Genomic DNA, 17,755 nt, shown 5'->3' with positions numbered 1-17,755 from the left:
GTCGAGCGGCCCGGCCATGCCGCCGATCTACGGCGCCAACGGCGCGCCTGCCAACGCAGCCCCCTCGACCGCGCCGGCTCCGGCGCCGGCCGATGCCGGCAGCGCGGGCCCGAGCTCGGTCAGTTTCGCCTGGCCGGTGCGCGGCCCGATCCTGAACCAGTTCGACGATTCGAAGAACAAGGGCGTCAATATCGGCGGCGTGGCGGGCACGCCCGTCAAGGCGGCCGCCGACGGGCGCGTGGTCTATGCCGGCAATGGCCTGCGCGGCTACGGCAACCTCATTATCGTCAAGCACGACGCAACCTATCTCACGGCGTATGCACACAACCGCGCTTTGATGGTAAAAGAGGGAGATTCCGTCACGAAAGGCCAGAAGATCGCCGAGATGGGTAACAGCGATTCCGACCGCGTGATGTTGCATTTCGAGGTTCGCCGGCAGGGTAAACCTGTCGATCCGCTGAAGTACCTGCCGCCTCAATAGACGAGACGACCATGCCGAAATCGAAGCGCCACGAGCCGCAAGCCGAGTCTGAGAAAATCAGTCGTGCCACGCAAGCATCGGTGGGGCGGTCTGGTGCTTCGAGGGACGACGATGACGATGCCGCAGAGAACGAACGCGACTACGAGGCGCGCGAGTCCGACGCGGAGGAATCGGAGGGTAGCGAGCGCGAATCGGGCAGCGGCCGCCGCGAAAGCGCCCCGGAGGCCGACGATTTCCGCGCCATGCTGCAGGCGGAATTGACCGCCGACACGATCCAGCATTACCTGAACCGCATCAGCGTCAAGCCGCTGCTGACCGTCGAGGAGGAGCAGCGCTATTCGCGGCTGGCCAAGGCCGGCGAATTCGAGGCGCGGCAGGTCATGATCGAGCGCAATTTGCGGCTGGTGGTGAGCATCGCCAAGGGCTACCTGAACCGCGGCGTGCCGCTCCTGGACCTGATCGAGGAAGGCAATCTGGGCCTGATGCACGCGATCGAGAAGTTCGACCCGACGCGCGGTTTCCGCTTCTCCACCTACGCGACCTGGTGGATCCGGCAGAGCATCGAGCGCGCCATCATGAACCAGGCGCGCACCGTGCGGCTGCCGGTGCACGTGATCCGCGAACTGAACCAGGTGCTGCGCGCCAAGCGTCACCTGGAAAAGAATTCGATGTCGACGGGCGAGGCGGCCGAGCGCCGCGAGGCAAGCATCGACGACATCGCCTACCTGACCGGCAAGACGGCCGAGGAAGTCACCGACATCCTCGCGCTGAACGAGCACACCGCCTCGCTCGACGCGCCGCTCGACCTGGACCCGGCGAGCAGCCTGCTGGACCTGCTGCCCGACGACCAGAGCCAGTCGCCCGATGCCGAGGTCCAGCATCGCGAGCTCGAGACGCTCACGCGCGCCTGGCTGTCGCGCCTGTCCGACAAGCACCGCCATGTGATCGAGCGGCGTTTCGGCCTGAACAACATCGAGCCGGCCACGCTCGAGGAGCTGGCCGACGAGATGGGCCTGACGCGCGAACGCGTGCGGCAGATCCAGCAGGAAGCGCTGGTGCGGCTGAAGCGGTTTTTTGCCTCCAATGGCGTTCGCAAGGACGCCGTTCTGTAAAGCGCGGTTCCGTAACTGATTCATGACTCCAATTCTGGTTTTTGACATCGAGACGATTCCCGATGTCGACGGCATTCGCCGTCTCGAAGATCTTCCCGCCGACCTCAGCGACGAGGAAGTGGCCGAACATGCGTTCGAGGCCCGCCGCGAAAAGACGGGCGGCGATTTCCTGCCGCATCACCTGCAACGGGTGGCGGCGATCTCCTGCGTATTCCGCGACAAGAGCGGCTTTCGTGTGCGCTCGCTCGGTACCGCCGCGGACGGCGAGGCCGCGCTGATCCAGTCCTTCTACCGGACCATCGAGAAATACACGCCGCAGCTCGTGTCGTGGAACGGCGGCGGCTTCGACCTGCCGGTGCTCCATTACCGTGCGCTGGTGCACGGCATCGCGGCGCCGCGATACTGGGACATGGGCGAGGACGATCGCGAGTTCAAGTGGAACAACTATCTGTCGCGCTACCACACGCGGCATACCGACCTGATGGATCTGCTGGCGCTGTACCAGCCGCGCGCGAACGCGCCGCTCGACGCGCTGGCCAAGCTGTGCGGGTTCCCGGGCAAGCTGGGGATGGACGGCGGGCAGGTCTGGGAGGCGTATCGCGCGGGCGAGCTCGAGGCGATCCGCAATTATTGCGAGACCGACGTCGTCAATACCTATCTGCTGTACTGCCGCTTCCAGATGATGCGCGGCGGCCTCACCGCGGTCGAATACGCGGACGAGGTGCAGCTCGTGAAGGACAGCCTGGTGGCCGAGCCTGCGCCGCATTGGGCCGAATACCTGGCGGCATTTCCCAAATAATCCCGCGCTTGGTGACGGAAGGCGAATCGGGACGGCGAATCGATTCCGATGAATCGATTCGCCATTTTTCATTGTGTCTCCCCGGGCGCGCGATCCGCTCAGTCGCGCAATTCGAGCAGGATCGGCTGGTGATCGGAGGCGCGTGTCGTGCTGTCGATCTCGCAGCGCAGGATCCGCTCGCGCAGCGTTTCGGTCACGAACACGAAGTCGCAGGTCAGCGAGCCTTGCTGCCACTGCTGCGTGTCGTAGACGCCGGCCGTCGGCGGTGGCATCTCGCCGGGATGGGCGTGCATCCAGGCATCGACGAAAGCCGGTGCGCCGTCGATCGGGGCCAGCAGGCGCCGGTAGGCATCGTCGCGCCAGGCGCTGTTGAAGTCCCCGCAGACGACCGCGTCGCGTGCCCGCGCCGATGCCGTGAAGGCGCTGCCGGTCTTTTCGGCGGAGGCGGGGTGCCGCGCGTGGTCGATCGCCTCGCGATGCTGCTCGCGCAAGGCCTCGACCTGGGCCATGCGCTGCGCCCCGGAATAGAACTCCAGGTGGGTGGTGACGACCCGCAGCGGGCCGTGTGCGGTCTGCAGGTTCGCCTCGAGCGCCACGCGAGGCATCGACGGCACGCTGTCGTCGGCAGGCCAGGGCAGCGTGTGGCGCAGGATCCGCCCCACCGGCAGGCGCGTGGCGATGGCGTTGCCGAACTGGCGCCGCGGCGCGCCGGCGGCTGCTTGGCCAGGATCGGGCGGCAGGTCGACGGCGAGCGCCTCGATCACCGTGTAGCCGGGCAGCAGCGCGGCCAGTTCGGCGAACTGGTCCGCCCCGGGACCGCCGGGCAGGCTGTCGAAGCCGCGCGTGAGTTCCTGCAGGCACAGCACGTCGAAGTCGGCGAGTGCACGCGCCTCGGCCACGGTGCGGCCAAGATCGACGCGACCGCTCGCGTCCCGACCCCATTGAACGTTCCAGTTGATCAGTTGCATGGCGAATCTCCAATGCGGGGCGGCCATTCGTCTACAATCTCGCCTTCCCACAAACGAATGTCAGGAAAAGCTGGTGTCTGAAGCCGCCCACACTCCCGCGCGCAAGTCCCGGAACGCGCCCGTCGTGCAAGTCAGCGCGCCCATCGAGATCGAATCGCTCGACCACGAGGCGCGCGGCGTCGGCCGCATCGTGAACGAGGACGGCGAGTCCGGCAAGGTGATCTTCGTCGAGGGCGCGCTGCCGGGCGAGCGCGTCACCTATTCGAGCTATCGCCGCAAGGCCAGCTACGAGCAGGCCACCCTGGTCGAAGTGTTGCGCCCGAGCGTGATGCGCAGCGAGCCGAAGTGCCAGTTCTACGGTACCTGCGGGGGCTGCTCGATGCAGCATCTCGACGTGCGTGCGCAGGTCGCGATCAAGCAGCGCGTGCTCGAGGACAATCTGTGGCATCTCGCCAAGCTGCGCTCGGAGGCAATGTTCTCGCCGATCCACGGGCCGTCGTGGGGCTATCGCTATCGCGCGCGGCTGACCGTGCGCAACGTCGCGAAGAAGGGCGGCGTGCTGGTCGGTTTCCATGAGAAGAAGAGCAGCTACGTGGCCGACATGACCAGCTGCGAGGTGCTGCCGCCGCACGTTTCGGCCCTGCTCGTGCCGCTGCGCCGGCTGGTCGAGGGGCTCTCGATCAGCGATCGCATGCCGCAGATCGAACTGGCGGTCGGCTCGAGCGTGACCGCGCTGGTGCTGCGCGTGCTCGAACCGATCAACGCGGCCGACGAGGCGCTGTTGCGCGAGTTCGCCGATGCCCACCAGGTGCAGTTCTGGCTGCAGCCGAAGGGGCCGGATTCGGTGTTCCCGTTCTACCCGCTCGACAAGTCGCTCGATTACACGCTGCCGGAATTCAACATCCGCATGCCGTTCAAGCCGACCGACTTCACCCAGGTCAACCATCAGATCAATCGCGTGCTGGTCGGCCGCGCGCTGCGCCTGCTCGCGCCGCGCCGCGAGGACCGCGTGCTCGACCTGTTCTGCGGGATCGGCAACTTCACCCTGCCGCTGGCGCGCCTGTCGCGCGAGGTGGTGGGGATCGAGGGCAGCGAGGCGCTGACCACGCGCGCCCTGGCCAATGCCAAGGAGAACGGCGTCGACGGCCATACCTCGTTCGCCTGCCGCAACCTGTTCGAGGTGACGGCCGACGACCTGCGTGCCCTCGGCGCATTCGACAAGTTCCTGGTCGATCCGCCGCGCGAAGGCGCGCTGGCCGTCTCGAAGGCGCTGGCCGAGATCGCGCAGAGCGGCGAAGGCCCCTTGCCGAAGCGGATCGTCTACGTCTCCTGCAACCCGGCCACGCTGGCGCGCGACGCCGGCCTGCTGGTGCACGAGGCCGGCTATCGGCTGCGCGGCGCGGGCGTCGTCAACATGTTCCCCAATACCTCGCACGTCGAATCGATCGCGGTATTCGAGCGCGACTGAGCCGATCTCGAACGGGCATGAAAAAACCGGCCCGAAGGCCGGTTTTTCTTGATCCGCATCGCGGTGATTCCGCTCAGTTGCGGTTGCCGCCGAAGATGCCGAGCAGGGCGAGCAGGTTGGTGAAGACGTTGTACAGGTCGAGGTAGATCGCCAGCGTGGCCGTGATGTAGTTCGTCTCGCCGCCGTTCACCACGCGCTGCACGTCGAACAGCATGTAGGCCGAGAAGATCACGATCGCCAGCACCGACACCGTCAGCATCAGCGCCGGCAGGTGCAGGAACATGTTGGCGACCGAAGCCAGGATCAGCACGATCACGCCGACGAACAGCCATTTGCCCAGTCCCGAGAAATCGCGCTTGCTGACCGTGGCGACGGTGGCCATCGCGGCGAAGATCACGCCGGTGCCACCGAAGGCGAGCATGATCAGCGACGGGCCGTTCGAGAAGCCGAGGATGAAGCTGAGCAGGCGCGACAGCATCAGGCCCATGAAGAACGTGAAGCCGAGCAGCACGAACACGCCGGCGCTGCTGTTCTTGGTGCGTTCGATCGCGAACATGAATCCGAAGGCGATCGCGAAGAAGGCCAGCAGGCTCATCATCGGGCTGGTGGCCGCGAACAGCGAGAAACCGGTCGCGACCCCGACCCAGGCGCCGAGCACGGTCGGGATCATCGAGAGCGCGAGCAGCCAGTAAGTATTCCGCAGCACGCGGTTGCGGGTTTCGGCCGAGGCCAGCGTACCGCCGCGACCGAAGTTGTACGGATAGTCGTTCATGGTTTCTCCTAGCATGGAACGTGACAGCGATCGGAAACCGGATGCATCGCGATGCGCTGCAGCAATCCGGGCGCCGCACTGCATAAGATCGGTTTGCCGGCCCAAGGTTTCAAGGGCCGCCGAGCAAGAAAACACGGGCGACGCGCAAGTGTCAGCATACCCGGTTTTCGACCTTACGATTGTGTAAGGGTTCAATCGCTATGATACACGGGAACGTGTTACAATAGCGGATTCATTTGAAAACGTAACTTCTTAATTTCTTGGAGTTTTTATGGCAATCGAGCGCACCCTGTCGATCATCAAGCCGGATGCAGTGGCAAAGAACGTGATCGGTCAGATCTACAGCCGTTTCGAAGGCGCTGGCCTGAAGGTCGTCGCGGCTCGTATGGCGCACCTGTCGCGCGGTGAGGCAGAGCAGTTCTACGCTGTCCACGCAGCACGTCCGTTCTTCAAGGACCTGGTCGACTTCATGATCTCGGGCCCGGTGATGATCCAGGTTCTGGAAGGCGAGAACGCCATCCTGAAGAACCGCGACCTGATGGGCGCGACGGATCCGAAGAAGGCCGAAGCCGGTACCATCCGTGCCGATTTCGCCGACAGCATCGATGCCAACGCCGTGCACGGCTCGGACGCGCCGGAAACGGCCGCCGTCGAAATCTCGTTCTTCTTCGCCGGCCTGAACGTCTACTCGCGCTAAGCGGGTAACGGAATCCGGCGCACGCGGCAAGGCAGGGCACCATGACGAGCGAAACTTCCGTCAATCTTCTCGACTTCGACGCCGAAGGCCTCGTCGCGTATTGCGGCAGCCTCGGCGAGAAGCCGTTTCGCGCCAAGCAGTTGCAGCGCTGGATTCATCAGTACAACGCCGCCGATTTCGACGGCATGACCGATCTTGCGAAGTCCTTGCGCGAAAAGCTCAAGGGCCGCGCGATGATCGGCATGCCCGAGATCGCCAGCGATCACGTCTCGTCGGACGGCACGCGCAAGTGGCTGATCGACGTGGGCAACGGCAACGCGGTCGAGACCGTGTTCATCCCGGAAGAAACGCGCGGCACGCTGTGCGTGTCCTCGCAGGCCGGGTGTGCCGTGAACTGTCGGTTCTGTTCGACAGGCAAGCAGGGTTTTTCGCGCAATCTCTCGACGGCTGAAATCGTCGGACAATTGCGCATGGCGGAATTCGCGCTGCGCGAATCGCTCGGGCGTGCCCCCGGGCCGAACGGCAAGGCCGATCGCGTCGTCACCAATGTGGTGATGATGGGCATGGGCGAGCCGCTGCTCAATTACAGCGCGGTGGTGCCGGCCATGCGGCTGATGCTCGACGACAACGCCTACGGGCTGTCGCGGCGCCGCGTGACGCTCTCCACCTCGGGCGTGGTGCCGATGATGGACCGCCTCGGCGCCGAACTGCCGGTGGCGCTGGCGGTGTCGCTGCATGCGCCGAACGATGCGCTGCGCGACGAACTGGTGCCGCTCAACAAGAAGTACCCGCTGCGGGAGCTGATGGCCGCATGTCAGCGCTATCTGACCGTCGCGCCGCGGGATTTCATCACATTCGAATACTGCATGCTCGACGGCGTCAACGACACCGACGCGCATGCGCGCGAGTTGCTCGCGGTGACCCGCGACGTGCCGTGCAAATTCAATCTGATCCCGTTCAATCCGTTCCCGGAATCGGGGCTGCTTCGCTCGAAGAACGAGCGGATCAAGCAGTTCTCGCAGATCCTGATCGATGCCGGCGTCGTCACGACCGTGCGCAAGACGCGCGGCGATGACATCGACGCCGCCTGCGGTCAGCTTGCCGGCGCCGTGAAGGACCGCACGCGCCTGGCGGAACGGACGGGAGCGGGCAAGATCATCGAAGTCCGGGCTGTCTGACGGGGAAGTCCGGGCGACGCGAAAGCGATCCGGGGCGGGCTTGGCCCGCCTCTGTTTAACGGTTGCGCTTCGGCGCCGGGCGATGCGCCGGCGCGGTCGCGCAAGTGAAGAAGAATCGACGCGAGGATTAGGATGAGCGAGCCGCAACCGCCAAGAGGCACAGAGACGAACGCCGAGCACAAGCCGGCGTCGGCGGGGTTGGAGTCGTTGGCGGCGGTCGGGGCGCGCCTCGCGCAGCTGCGCGAGGCAAAGGGTTGGTCGGTGGCGGACGTATCCTCTCGCCTGAAGGTGGCGGCGCCGAAGCTGCGCGCGCTGGAGGCCGGCGATATCAGCCAGATGCCGGGCGCGACCTTCGCGGCTGGCGTGGTGCGCAGCTACGCGAAGATGCTTGGCGTCGATCCGGAACCGTTCGCGCAGGCGCTGCGTCGTGAGAAGGGCGTGCCGGAGGTCGATCTGTCGATGCCGGCCTCGGCCGGTACCGGCCTGCCGCGCGGCCGCGTCTCGATTCCGCTCGGTGCGCCCACGCGCGGTCGCACATGGCTGTGGGGCGTGCTGGCAGTGATCGTGGTGCTGATCGCGGCGGCGATGTGGCATTCGAGCGGCGATTCCGCGAACTGGCTCGCGCGCTTCAAGTCCAATACCGGCGCGGCATCGCCGGCCGCCTCGGAAGCCGGGCAGGCTTCCTCGGTGGCGGCCCAGGCGGCAGCCACCTCCGATACCACCGCGATCGCGGTGGGCGGTTCGACAGTGACCGGCGGTGTCGCCTCGGATGCCGGTGCGAGTGCCGGCGGCAATGCGCCGGCCACGAACGACGCTGGCGCTTCGGCCGCGGCGCCGGCCCAGCCCGGGTCGTCGGCGGTGGCGCCGGCCGCGGCATCGTCGGCCGATGGCGCGAGCGTGGTCGCGGCGGCCGGCCAGTCGGTGCTCGGCATCACGGTCAAGCAGGATTGCTGGGTCAGCGTGCGTGACAAGAGCGGCAAGGAACTCGCGTCGGCCCTCGTGAAGGCCGGCGAGACGCGCCAGGTGGCGGGCGATACGCCGCTGCGCGTGACGATCGGCAACCGGGCCGGCCTCGAGTCGGTCACGTTCGACGGAAAAATCGTCGATCCGGCAAAATATTCGGCGGGTAAGGGCAACGTCGCGCGCTTCGCGCTGCCCTGACAGCTAGCGTCGTGGCTGACCGGGCACGACGCTTTTTCAATTCGCGCGCCGTCCGCGGGCGGCGCTTCCGGCGTAAATGGATCCAACGATGCAATCCGAAGCTCAATCCCCACGCAGCAGCCAGATTTGTTCCACCGAACCGGTGTTCGGCGGCTCCTTGCCGCGCCGCCGCTCGCACGCGGTGGATGTCCGTTGGGGCGGGAACCTGGTGACGATCGGCGGCGACGCGCCCGTGCGCGTGCAGTCGATGACCAATACCGATACCGCCGACGCGATCGGCACCGCGATCCAGATCAAGGAACTGGCCAACGCGGGGTCGGAGCTGGTCCGGATCACCGTGAATACGCCCGAGGCCGCGGCCGCCGTGCCGGCGGTCCGTGAGCAACTCGACCGGATGGGCGTCGCGGTGCCGCTGGTGGGCGACTTCCATTACAACGGCCACCTGCTGCTGCGCGACTACCCGGCCTGCGCAGAATCGCTCTCGAAGTACCGCATCAACCCGGGCAACGTCGGCCAGGGCGCCAAGCGCGACACGCAGTTCGCGCAGATGATCGAGGCTGCCGCCAAGTACGACAAGCCGGTGCGCATCGGCGTGAACTGGGGCAGCCTGGACCAGGACCTGCTCGCGCGCATGATGGACGAGAACGCCGCGCGCAGCGCCCCCTGGGACGCGCAGAGCGTGATGTACGAGGCACTGATCCAGTCGGCGATCGGCTCGGCCGAGCGCGCCGTCGAACTGGGCCTCGGTCGCGACAAGATCATCCTGTCCTGCAAGGTCAGCGGCGTGCAGGACCTGATCGCCGTCTACCGCGAACTGGCCAAGCGCTGCGGCTTCGCGCTGCACCTGGGCCTGACCGAGGCCGGCATGGGCTCGAAGGGCATCGTCGCCTCGACGGCGGCGCTCGGCGTGCTGCTGCAGGAAGGCATCGGCGACACGATCCGCATCTCGCTGACGCCGGAGCCGGGCGCGCCGCGTACCGGCGAGGTGGTGGTCGGCCAGGAAATCCTGCAGACCATGGGCCTGCGTTCGTTCGCGCCGATGGTGATCGCCTGCCCGGGCTGCGGCCGTACCACCAGCACGCTGTTCCAGGAACTGGCGATGCAGATCCAGACCTACCTGCGCGAGCAGATGCCGTCCTGGCGCAAGACCTACCCGGGCGTCGAGAAGATGAACGTCGCGGTGATGGGCTGCATCGTCAACGGGCCGGGCGAGTCGAAGCACGCCAACATCGGCATCAGCCTGCCGGGCTCGGGCGAGAATCCGGCCGCGCCCGTGTTCATCGACGGCGAGAAGGTCAAGACGCTGCGCGGCGAGCGCATCGCCGAGGAATTCCAGCAAATCGTGAGCGACTACGTCGCGCGCAACTACGGCCAGGCAACGGCCGAGCAATAAATCGTCAACCGAAATCAGATGACCGAAACCAAGCGAAAGCTCGAAAAACTGACGGGCGTGAAGGGCATGAACGACATCCTCCCGCAGGATGCCGGACTGTGGGAATTCTTCGAGTCGACCGTGAAGTCGCTGCTGCGCGCCTACGGCTACCAGAACATCCGCACCCCGATCGTCGAGCATACGCAACTGTTCACGCGCGGCATCGGCGAAGTGACCGACATCGTCGAGAAGGAGATGTACAGCTTCACCGACGCGCTGAACGGCGAGAACCTGACCCTGCGTCCGGAGAACACCGCCGCCGTGGTGCGTGCCGCGATCGAGCACAACCTGCTGTATGACGGCCCGAAGCGCCTCTGGTACGTCGGCCCGATGTTCCGCCACGAGCGTCCGCAGCGAGGCCGCTATCGTCAGTTCCACCAGGTCGGCGTGGAAGCGATCGGTTTTGCCGGCCCTGATGCGGACGCGGAAATCATCATGATGTGCCAGCGCCTGTGGGATGACCTGGGCCTGACCGGCATCAAGCTCGAGATCAACTCGCTCGGCCTGGCCGAGGAGCGCGCCGCGCACCGCGTCGAGCTGATCAAGTACCTCGAGCAGCACGTCGAGGTGCTCGACGAGGATGCCAAGCGCCGTCTCTACACGAACCCGCTGCGCGTGCTCGACACCAAGAATCCGGCCCTGCAGGCGATCGCGCAGAACGCGCCGAAGCTGATCGACTTCCTCGGCGAGAGCTCGCGCGCGCACTTCGACGGGCTGCAGCGCCTGCTGAAGGCCAACAACGTGCCGTTCACGATCAATCCGCGCCTGGTGCGCGGCCTCGATTACTACAACCTGACCGTGTTCGAATGGGTGACCGACAAGCTCGGCGCGCAGGGCACGGTGGCCGCTGGCGGCCGCTACGACCCGCTGATCGAGCAACTCGGCGGCAAGCCGACGGCGGCCTGCGGCTGGGCGATGGGCGTCGAGCGGATCCTCGAACTGCTCAAGGAAGAGCAGCTCGTGCCGGAGCAGGACGGCGTCGACGTCTATCTCGTTCACCAGGGCGAGGCGGCGCGCGAACAGGCCTTCATCATCGGCGAGCGCCTGCGCGACACCGGCCTCGACGTGATCTTCCACTGCAGCGCCGACGGCGCGAGCGCCAGCTTCAAGTCGCAGATGAAGCGCGCCGACGCGAGCGGCGCCGCCTACGCGGTGATCCTCGGCGAGGACGAGGTCGCCAACGGCACGGCCGGCGTGAAGGCCTTGCGCGGCGCGGAAGGCGAAAAGAGCGCGCAGCAGACGGTAACGGTCGAGAACTTGACCGAATTTCTAATCAATGCGATGGTTGCATCCGCCGAAGACGGCGACGACTGATCGCGGCGCATCCGCTCGACAACAAGCTGGACAGAAGGAATCGCTAGGCGATGAGTTATCACGACGAACAAGAATCGATTGAAAGCGTAAAAGCGTGGTGGGCCCGCTGGGGCAACCTGACGACCTGGATCCTGACTGCCGTGCTCGTCGTCGTCGCGGCCTGGAACGGCTGGAATTTCTGGCAGCGCCATCAGGCCTCCGAAGCTTCCGGGCTATACGAGGCGGTGCAGCAGGCCGTCACCTCCGGCGACAAGGCGAAGATCGCGCGCGCGGCCGCCGACATGGAAGACAAGTACGGCGGCACCGCCTATGCGCAGATGACGGCGCTGGCGGCGGCCAAGGGCCTGTACATGGCGGGCGATTCGGCCGGCGCCAAGACCCAGTTGCAATGGGCGATCGATCACGCGAAGGACGACGAGTACAAGCAGATCGCGAAGCTGCGCCTGGCCTCGCTGCTGCTCGACGAGAAGGCCTATGACGCCGGCCTGGCGCTGCTCAACGGCACGTCAGACGAAGGCTTCAAGGGTCTCGTCGCGGACCGGCGCGGCGACCTGCTGGCGGCGCAGGGCAAGCGCGACGACGCGCGCTCGGCCTACCAGCTCGCGCTCGACTCGCTGCCGAAGGAAGACCAGCGTGCGCGCCAGCTCGTGCAGTTCAAGCTCGACGCGCTCGGTAGCTGAGCGTCCACGCTCGTTCCACAACCCTAGATAGCTTCGCTCACCGATGAATTTGCTGAAACGTAACGCTCTTCCGATCGCCTGTGCCGCTGCCATTCTCGCGCTGTCGGCTTGCTCGGCCACCAAGGACGCGCGCCGCGTGCCGACGCCGCTCACCGAGATCAAGCCCGTGCTCAATGTCCAGCAGGCGTGGAAGACGAGCGTCGGCAAGGGCGGGCGCTATTCGTTCTCGCCGATCGCGGTCGGCGACGCGGTGTACGCCGCGGCCACCAACGGCACGGTCGAGAAGATCGATGCCAAGACCGGCCAGACCGTGTGGCGCACCAAGCTGCGCTCGGACCTGTCGGCCGGCGTCGGCAGCGACGGCACGCTGACCGCGGTCGGCGCGCTCAAGGGCGGCGTGTTCGTGCTCGGCGCGGACGGCAAGCAGCTCTGGCAGACCAACGTGCAGGGCGAGATCTTCTCGCCGCCGCTGGTCGGCAACGGCCTGGTGATCGTGCGCACCATCGACGGCCAGGTGATCGCCTTCGCCGCGCAGACCGGCGAGCAGAAGTGGGTCTACCGCAGCCGCGCGGTGCCGCTGAACCTGCGCGTGTCGGCCGGCATGACCTTCGCGGGCGACCAGGCCGTGCTGGCCGGTTTCCCCGGCGGCGGGCTGGTGGCCATCAACCTGCAGTCGGGCGACGCCTTCTGGCAGACGCCCGTGTCGTTCCCGAAGGGCGTGACCGAGGTCGAGCGGATCAACGACGTCAGCGGCCCGCCCACCCTGGTCGGCGCGCTGTCCTGCGCGGTCACGTTCCAGGGGCAGATCGGCTGCTTCGACGCGAACTCGGGCCGTCCGCTCTGGGAGAAGGCTTTCTCGAGCCGCAGCGGCGTGGCGCAGGACGATACCGTGCTGGCTGGCGGCGACGACTGGTCGGTGGTCACGGCCTACGACGTGTCGACCGGCAACCAGCTCTGGCGCAACGACAAGCTTAAGAGTCGCGATGTCGGCGTGCCTTACCTGCTCGGCCATGCGCTGGTGCTCGGCGACTACAAGGGCTTTGTCCACTTCCTGTCGCGTGACGACGGTTCCTTCGTCGCGCGCATGAAGACGGACGGCAGCCCGATCACGGCGGCGCCGGTGCTGGCCGGCGACACGCTGGTAGTGCAGACGCAGGGCGGCGAGCTGTACGGCTTCCGTCCGCGCTGAGCGATCGGTTTGGAATTGCGCGGCCCGGCGCCCGATGGCGCGGGCCGCGCGTGTTTTTTTGGCGTGGCGATTGCTGCCGATGCCCCCGAGCGGATGGGGCCGGCGCGCTGCCCGGGCGGCATGCCGCCGTGTTCACGCGTCGCGCGAGTCGCACGCGAGCGCCCGTCGCGGCGCGGAATTCGTGCTAATTTTCATTCAACGCAGCCGCCCGTCGCAGCGCATCTCGCGCGCGGCGGGTCTCCCGCTCCTGCGTAATACCGTAGACGACATCAAATGAAACCGGTCATTGCCCTCGTCGGGCGCCCCAATGTGGGGAAATCCACGCTGTTCAACCGGCTCACACGCTCGCGCGACGCCCTCGTCGCCGACCTGCCGGGCCTCACGCGCGACCGCCATTACGGCGAGGGCCGGGCTGGCGCGCGCCCTTACCTGGTGGTCGACACGGGCGGCTTCGAGCCGGTCGCGAAGGACGGGATCCTGCACGAAATGGCGCGCCAGACGCGCCAGGCGGTCGAGGAAGCCGACGTGGTGGTGTTCATCGTCGACGGCCGCAACGGGCTCGCGCCGCAGGACAAGTCGATCGCCGACTACCTGCGCAAGACTGGTCGACCGATCTTCCTGGTGGTCAACAAGGCCGAGGGCATGAAGTACACGGCGGTCGCCTCCGACTTCTACGAGCTCGGCATGGGCGACCCGCGCGCGATCTCGGCCGCGCACGGCGACGGCGTGACCGACATGATCAACGAGGCGCTGGAAGTCGCCTACGCCGGCCAGCCCGAGGAAGCCGACGACACGCAGGCCTCGCGCGGCGTGAAGATTGCCATCGTGGGCCGCCCGAACGTCGGCAAGTCGACGCTGGTCAACACGCTGATCGGCGAGGACCGCGTGATCGCCTTCGACATGCCGGGTACCACGCGCGATTCGATCTACGTCGACTTCGAGCGCAACGGCAAGCCCTACACGCTGATTGACACGGCCGGCTTGCGCCGTCGCGGCAAGGTGTTCGAGGCGATTGAGAAATTCTCGGTGGTGAAGACGCTGCAGTCGATCTCCGACGCCAACGTCGTCATTCTTCTGCTGGATGCGCAGCAGGACATCTCCGACCAGGACGCGCACATCGCCGGCTTCGTGGTGGAGCAGGGCCGCGCGCTGGTGGTGGGCGTGAACAAGTGGGACGGGCTCGATGCCCACACGCGCGATCGCACCAAGGCGGACCTGACCCGCAAGCTGAAATTCCTCGAATTCGCCAAGTTCCACTTCATCTCGGCGGCCGAGAAGACCGGCATCGGCCCGCTGCTGCGCTCGGTCGACGACGCCTATGCCGCCGCCATGAAGAAGCTGCCGACGCCGAAGCTCACGCGCGCGCTGATCGAGGCGGTCGAATTCCAGCAGCCGCGCCGTCGCGGTCCGGTCCGGCCGAAGCTGCGCTATGCGCACCAGGGCGGCCAGAATCCGCCCGTGATCGTGGTCCACGGCAATGCGCTCGACGCCGTCACCGAAACCTACAAGCGCTATCTCGAGAATCGTTTCCGGGAAACTTTCGCGCTGACCGGCACTCCATTGCGAATAGAGTTCCGCTCCTCGGTGAACCCCTACGCGGACAAGGGGCGCGGCGACTAGACCGAACGGCCGGCCCCGGAGCAGGGGAAGCAAAATCGGCTATAGTGTAGCGATTGACGGTGGATCTCTTTTTCTTCACCGCCAATCTAGAAGATCAACCTGCAAAAAAGATGGAGTACGCCATGAGCAACAAAGGGCAATTGTTACAAGACCCGTTTTTGAACGCACTGCGTAAGGAGCATGTGCCGGTGTCGATCTACCTCGTCAACGGCATCAAGCTGCAAGGGAACATCGAATCGTTCGACCAGTACGTCGTGTTGCTCCGTAACACGGTTACCCAGATGGTTTACAAGCACGCTATCTCGACGGTCGTGCCGGCGCGCCCGGTGAATTTCCACCCGGATGCGGAAGCTTCGTCCTAACCCGATTGCTGCGGCTGGCGTCCGTCGCCGCCGGCGATCCACGCCAGCCGCCTTATCTTGACACCCGATAATTTGATCAACGCAGCGTTAGTCGGCATCGATTTCGGCAAGACCGATTTCGAGGCCAGCCTCGAAGAACTCAGCCTGCTCGCCTCCAGCGCGGGCGCCCGCCCCGCAGTCACGCTCACCGGTCGACGCTCCAGCCCCGACGCGGCCATGTTCATCGGCAGCGGCAAGGCCGAGGAACTGCGCCTGGCCTGCGACGCCAACGACGTCGACATCGTCATCTTCAACCACCCGCTCGCCCCCGCCCAGCAGCGCAATCTCGAACGCACGCTGAACCGCCGCGTGGTGGACCGCACCAGCCTGATCCTCGACATCTTCGCGCAGCGCGCGCGCAGCCACGAAGGCAAGCTGCAGGTCGAGCTGGCGCAACTGCAGTATCTGTCGACGCGGCTGATCCGCGCCTGGACCCACCTGGAGCGGCAGAAAGGCGGTATCGGCCTGCGCGGCCCCGGCGAAACGCAGCTCGAAACCGACCGCCGGCTGATCGGCGAGCGCATCAAGATGCTGAAGTCGCGGCTCGACAAGCTGCGCCGCCAGCACAATACGCAGCGCCGCCAACGCGAGCGCAACCGCACCATGTCGGTGTCGCTGGTGGGCTACACGAACGCGGGCAAATCGACGCTGTTCAATGCGCTGACCAAGGCGCAGGCCTATGCGGCCGACCAGCTGTTCGCCACGCTCGACACCACCTCGCGACGTGTCTATCTCGGCGACGAGGTCGGCCAGATCGTGGTGTCCGACACGGTCGGCTTCATCCGCGAGCTGCCTCACCAACTGGTGGCCGCGTTCCGCGCCACGCTCGAGGAAACCATTCACGCCGACTTGCTGCTGCACGTGGTCGACGCCTCCAGCGCGGTTCGGCTCGAGCAGATCGAGCAGGTCAACGACGTGCTGCACGAGATCGGCGCGGACGCGATCCGGCAGGTGCTGGTATTCAACAAGATCGACGCGGTGCCCGAGCTGGCGGCCCGCGGCGACGCGGTCGAGCGCGATGAGTATGGTAATATTTCGCGCGTCTTTTTGAGCGCACGCACGGGCCAGGGGCTCGATACGCTGCGTGCCGCCATTGCCGAAATCGCGAGCAGCGATGCGCTTGCCGGCACGGGGTTGCTGCCCGAGCGCGACGTTCGGTTCGATGGCAACGCGCTGACCGAACCGCACGACGACCACACGGTTTCCGAACACGGGCACTGACCGGCAGCCTGCCGGCACAGTCGAGGCCCAATCTGGTGAACAAACTCAGGTGAACGATTACAACGAGCGGAGTTCCTGGCTGCGCAAGCGCCCGATGCTGTCGATCAACGATCCCCGCTGGGGTCGCGGCGAGGGCAATGGCGACAAGTCCCGCAAGAACGACCCGAAGCGTCCGCCGCCCGACGGCGAAGGCCCCCCCGATCTCGACGAAATGTGGCGCAATTTCAACCGGCGCCTGGCTGGCCTGTTCGGCGGCAAGGGCGGCGGCGGCAATCGCGGCTTTCGCCCCGACAACGGCCGCGCGGCGAGGGTTGGCGTCGGCATCGTGATCGGCGTGCTGGTCGCCGTTTATGCCGGCAGCGGCGTGTTCGTGGTGCCCGACGGCCAGACCGGCGTGGTGCTGCAGTTCGGCGAATCTCGCGGCACGGTCGGCCAGGGCGTTCACTGGCGCCTGCCGTATCCGTTCGAGTCGCACGAGATCGTCGATACCGCCCAGATCCACGCCACCGAGATCGGCCGCAACAACGTGGTGCGCGTGGCGAATGTGAAGGATGCCTCGATGCTCACGCGCGATGGCGACATCGTCGACGTGCGCTTCATCGTCCAGTATCGGATCCGCTCCGCCACCGACTACCTGTTCCGAACCGTCGATCCCGAACTCGCCGTGCGCCAGTCGGCGCAGGCGGCGATTCGTCGCATCGTGGGCGCCGCGGCGGCCAGCGAAGTGACGGGCGCCGATCGCGACAAGCTGCGCGATCAATTGAGCGCGGCGATCCAGGGCGATCTCGACCGCGAGCAGACGGGCCTGGTGGTGACGGGCGTGGTGATTCAGGCCGCGCAACTGCCCGAGCAGGTGCAGGCGGCGGTCGACGAGATCGGCAAGGCGCGCCAGGAGCGCGAGGCGGCCAGGAATGCGGCGCAGGCCTATGCCGACGATCTGCTGCCGCGCGCGCGCGGCGATGCCGCCAAGCTGGTCGATGATGCGAAGGCCTATGCCGATCGCGTCGTGACGCAGGCACAGGGCGACGCGGATCGCTACAAGCAGGTCTACGCGCAATACGAGAAGGCGCCGGCGGTGGTGCGCGAGCGCATGTACCTCGACACCATGCAGGACATCTACTCGAAGGCCACCAAGGTCTATATCGGCAGCAAGAGCGGCAACAGCCTGGTCTACCTGCCGATCGACAAGATCGTCGAGCAGCAGCGCCAGCGCGCGGCCGAAGCCGCCAGCGGCGCCGCGCCGGCCGCGGCCGGCCAGCCGG

Annotated in this window: 17 protein-coding genes; 15 read left to right on the top strand and 2 right to left on the bottom strand. The window is 66.3% G+C overall.

The genetic code is table 11. The features are described 5' to 3' along the window. The 3 genes from F3J10_RS27640 to F3J10_RS27630 form a co-directional block, all read left to right on the top strand. Positions 1–481 (top strand): peptidoglycan DD-metalloendopeptidase family protein (locus tag F3J10_RS27640; RefSeq protein WP_167243438.1); only part of this gene is annotated, 481 nt, incomplete at its 5' end. 11 nt (positions 482–492) lie between these two features. Continuing rightward, on the top strand, positions 493–1,593 hold the full coding sequence (rpoS, locus tag F3J10_RS27635; RefSeq protein ID WP_025097651.1) for an RNA polymerase sigma factor RpoS: 1,101 nt from the start codon (positions 493–495) through the stop codon (positions 1,591–1,593). Positions 1,594–1,615: 22 nt separating this feature from the next. Continuing rightward, on the top strand, positions 1,616–2,392 hold the full coding sequence (locus F3J10_RS27630; protein ID WP_013698253.1) for a 3'-5' exonuclease: 777 nt from the start codon (positions 1,616–1,618) through the stop codon (positions 2,390–2,392). Between the two features lie 98 nt (positions 2,393–2,490). Here F3J10_RS27630 and F3J10_RS27625 read toward each other — a convergent pair whose 3' ends face one another. Then, the gene (locus F3J10_RS27625; RefSeq protein WP_167243437.1) at positions 2,491–3,360 is read right to left on the bottom strand and encodes an endonuclease/exonuclease/phosphatase family protein; all 870 of its coding nucleotides are present in this window, start codon (positions 3,358–3,360) and stop codon (positions 2,491–2,493) included. 73 nt (positions 3,361–3,433) lie between these two features. Here F3J10_RS27625 and rlmD point away from each other — a divergent pair, with 73 nt between their 5' ends. Further along, positions 3,434–4,828: a 23S rRNA (uracil(1939)-C(5))-methyltransferase RlmD gene (rlmD, locus tag F3J10_RS27620; RefSeq protein ID WP_096748745.1), complete on the top strand. Its 1,395-nt coding sequence runs from the start codon at positions 3,434–3,436 to the stop codon at positions 4,826–4,828. A 73-nt stretch (positions 4,829–4,901) separates the two neighbouring features. On the opposite strand, the gene F3J10_RS27615 is transcribed toward rlmD, so the two are convergent. Beyond that, positions 4,902–5,600 carry a Bax inhibitor-1/YccA family protein gene (locus F3J10_RS27615; protein ID WP_036039602.1) on the bottom strand — a complete coding sequence of 233 codons (699 nt, stop codon included), beginning with the start codon at positions 5,598–5,600 and terminating at the stop codon, positions 4,902–4,904. Positions 5,601–5,871: 271 nt separating this feature from the next. Between F3J10_RS27615 and ndk the strand changes: the two genes are divergently transcribed. The 11 genes from ndk to hflK form a co-directional block, all read left to right on the top strand. Then, positions 5,872–6,297 (top strand): nucleoside-diphosphate kinase, encoded by a 426-nt coding sequence (gene ndk / locus F3J10_RS27610; protein ID WP_013698249.1) that lies wholly within the window; start codon positions 5,872–5,874, stop codon positions 6,295–6,297. 41 nt (positions 6,298–6,338) lie between these two features. Beyond that, the gene (gene rlmN / locus F3J10_RS27605) at positions 6,339–7,475 is read left to right on the top strand and encodes a 23S rRNA (adenine(2503)-C(2))-methyltransferase RlmN (RefSeq protein WP_013698248.1); all 1,137 of its coding nucleotides are present in this window, start codon (positions 6,339–6,341) and stop codon (positions 7,473–7,475) included. A 132-nt stretch (positions 7,476–7,607) separates the two neighbouring features. Then, entirely contained in the window at positions 7,608–8,636 is a 1,029-nt protein-coding gene (locus F3J10_RS27600; RefSeq protein WP_167243436.1) for a RodZ domain-containing protein, read from the top strand. Between the two features lie 88 nt (positions 8,637–8,724). After that, positions 8,725–10,029 carry a flavodoxin-dependent (E)-4-hydroxy-3-methylbut-2-enyl-diphosphate synthase gene (ispG, locus tag F3J10_RS27595; RefSeq protein ID WP_025097656.1) on the top strand — a complete coding sequence of 435 codons (1,305 nt, stop codon included), beginning with the start codon at positions 8,725–8,727 and terminating at the stop codon, positions 10,027–10,029. An 18-nt stretch (positions 10,030–10,047) separates the two neighbouring features. Then, the gene (hisS, locus tag F3J10_RS27590) at positions 10,048–11,382 is read left to right on the top strand and encodes a histidine--tRNA ligase (RefSeq protein ID WP_025097657.1); all 1,335 of its coding nucleotides are present in this window, start codon (positions 10,048–10,050) and stop codon (positions 11,380–11,382) included. A 50-nt stretch (positions 11,383–11,432) separates the two neighbouring features. Then, positions 11,433–12,062, top strand: coding sequence for a tetratricopeptide repeat protein (locus F3J10_RS27585; RefSeq protein ID WP_025097658.1), 630 nt, complete (start codon positions 11,433–11,435; stop codon positions 12,060–12,062). 43 nt (positions 12,063–12,105) lie between these two features. Beyond that, positions 12,106–13,251, top strand: coding sequence for an outer membrane protein assembly factor BamB (bamB, locus tag F3J10_RS27580; RefSeq protein ID WP_025097659.1), 1,146 nt, complete (start codon positions 12,106–12,108; stop codon positions 13,249–13,251). 273 nt (positions 13,252–13,524) lie between these two features. Then, positions 13,525–14,871 carry a ribosome biogenesis GTPase Der gene (gene der, locus F3J10_RS27575; RefSeq protein ID WP_013698242.1) on the top strand — a complete coding sequence of 449 codons (1,347 nt, stop codon included), beginning with the start codon at positions 13,525–13,527 and terminating at the stop codon, positions 14,869–14,871. A gap of 122 nt (positions 14,872–14,993) precedes the next feature. Next, positions 14,994–15,233: an RNA chaperone Hfq gene (hfq, locus tag F3J10_RS27570; protein WP_006399927.1), complete on the top strand. Its 240-nt coding sequence runs from the start codon at positions 14,994–14,996 to the stop codon at positions 15,231–15,233. A gap of 72 nt (positions 15,234–15,305) precedes the next feature. Next, a complete protein-coding gene (hflX, locus tag F3J10_RS27565) occupies positions 15,306–16,493 on the top strand; it encodes a GTPase HflX (protein ID WP_025097660.1) in 1,188 nt (395 codons plus the stop codon). A gap of 49 nt (positions 16,494–16,542) precedes the next feature. Continuing rightward, positions 16,543–17,755: FtsH protease activity modulator HflK (gene hflK, locus F3J10_RS27560; RefSeq protein WP_167243435.1), on the top strand; the 1,213-nt coding region annotated here is incomplete at its 3' end.

The organism is Burkholderia sp. Cy-637 (assembly GCF_011753175.1).
Lineage (GTDB): Bacteria > Pseudomonadota > Gammaproteobacteria > Burkholderiales > Burkholderiaceae > Burkholderia > Burkholderia gladioli.
Note: the sequence above shows the minus strand (reverse complement) of the source record. Positions and strands in the feature narration are given on the sequence as shown.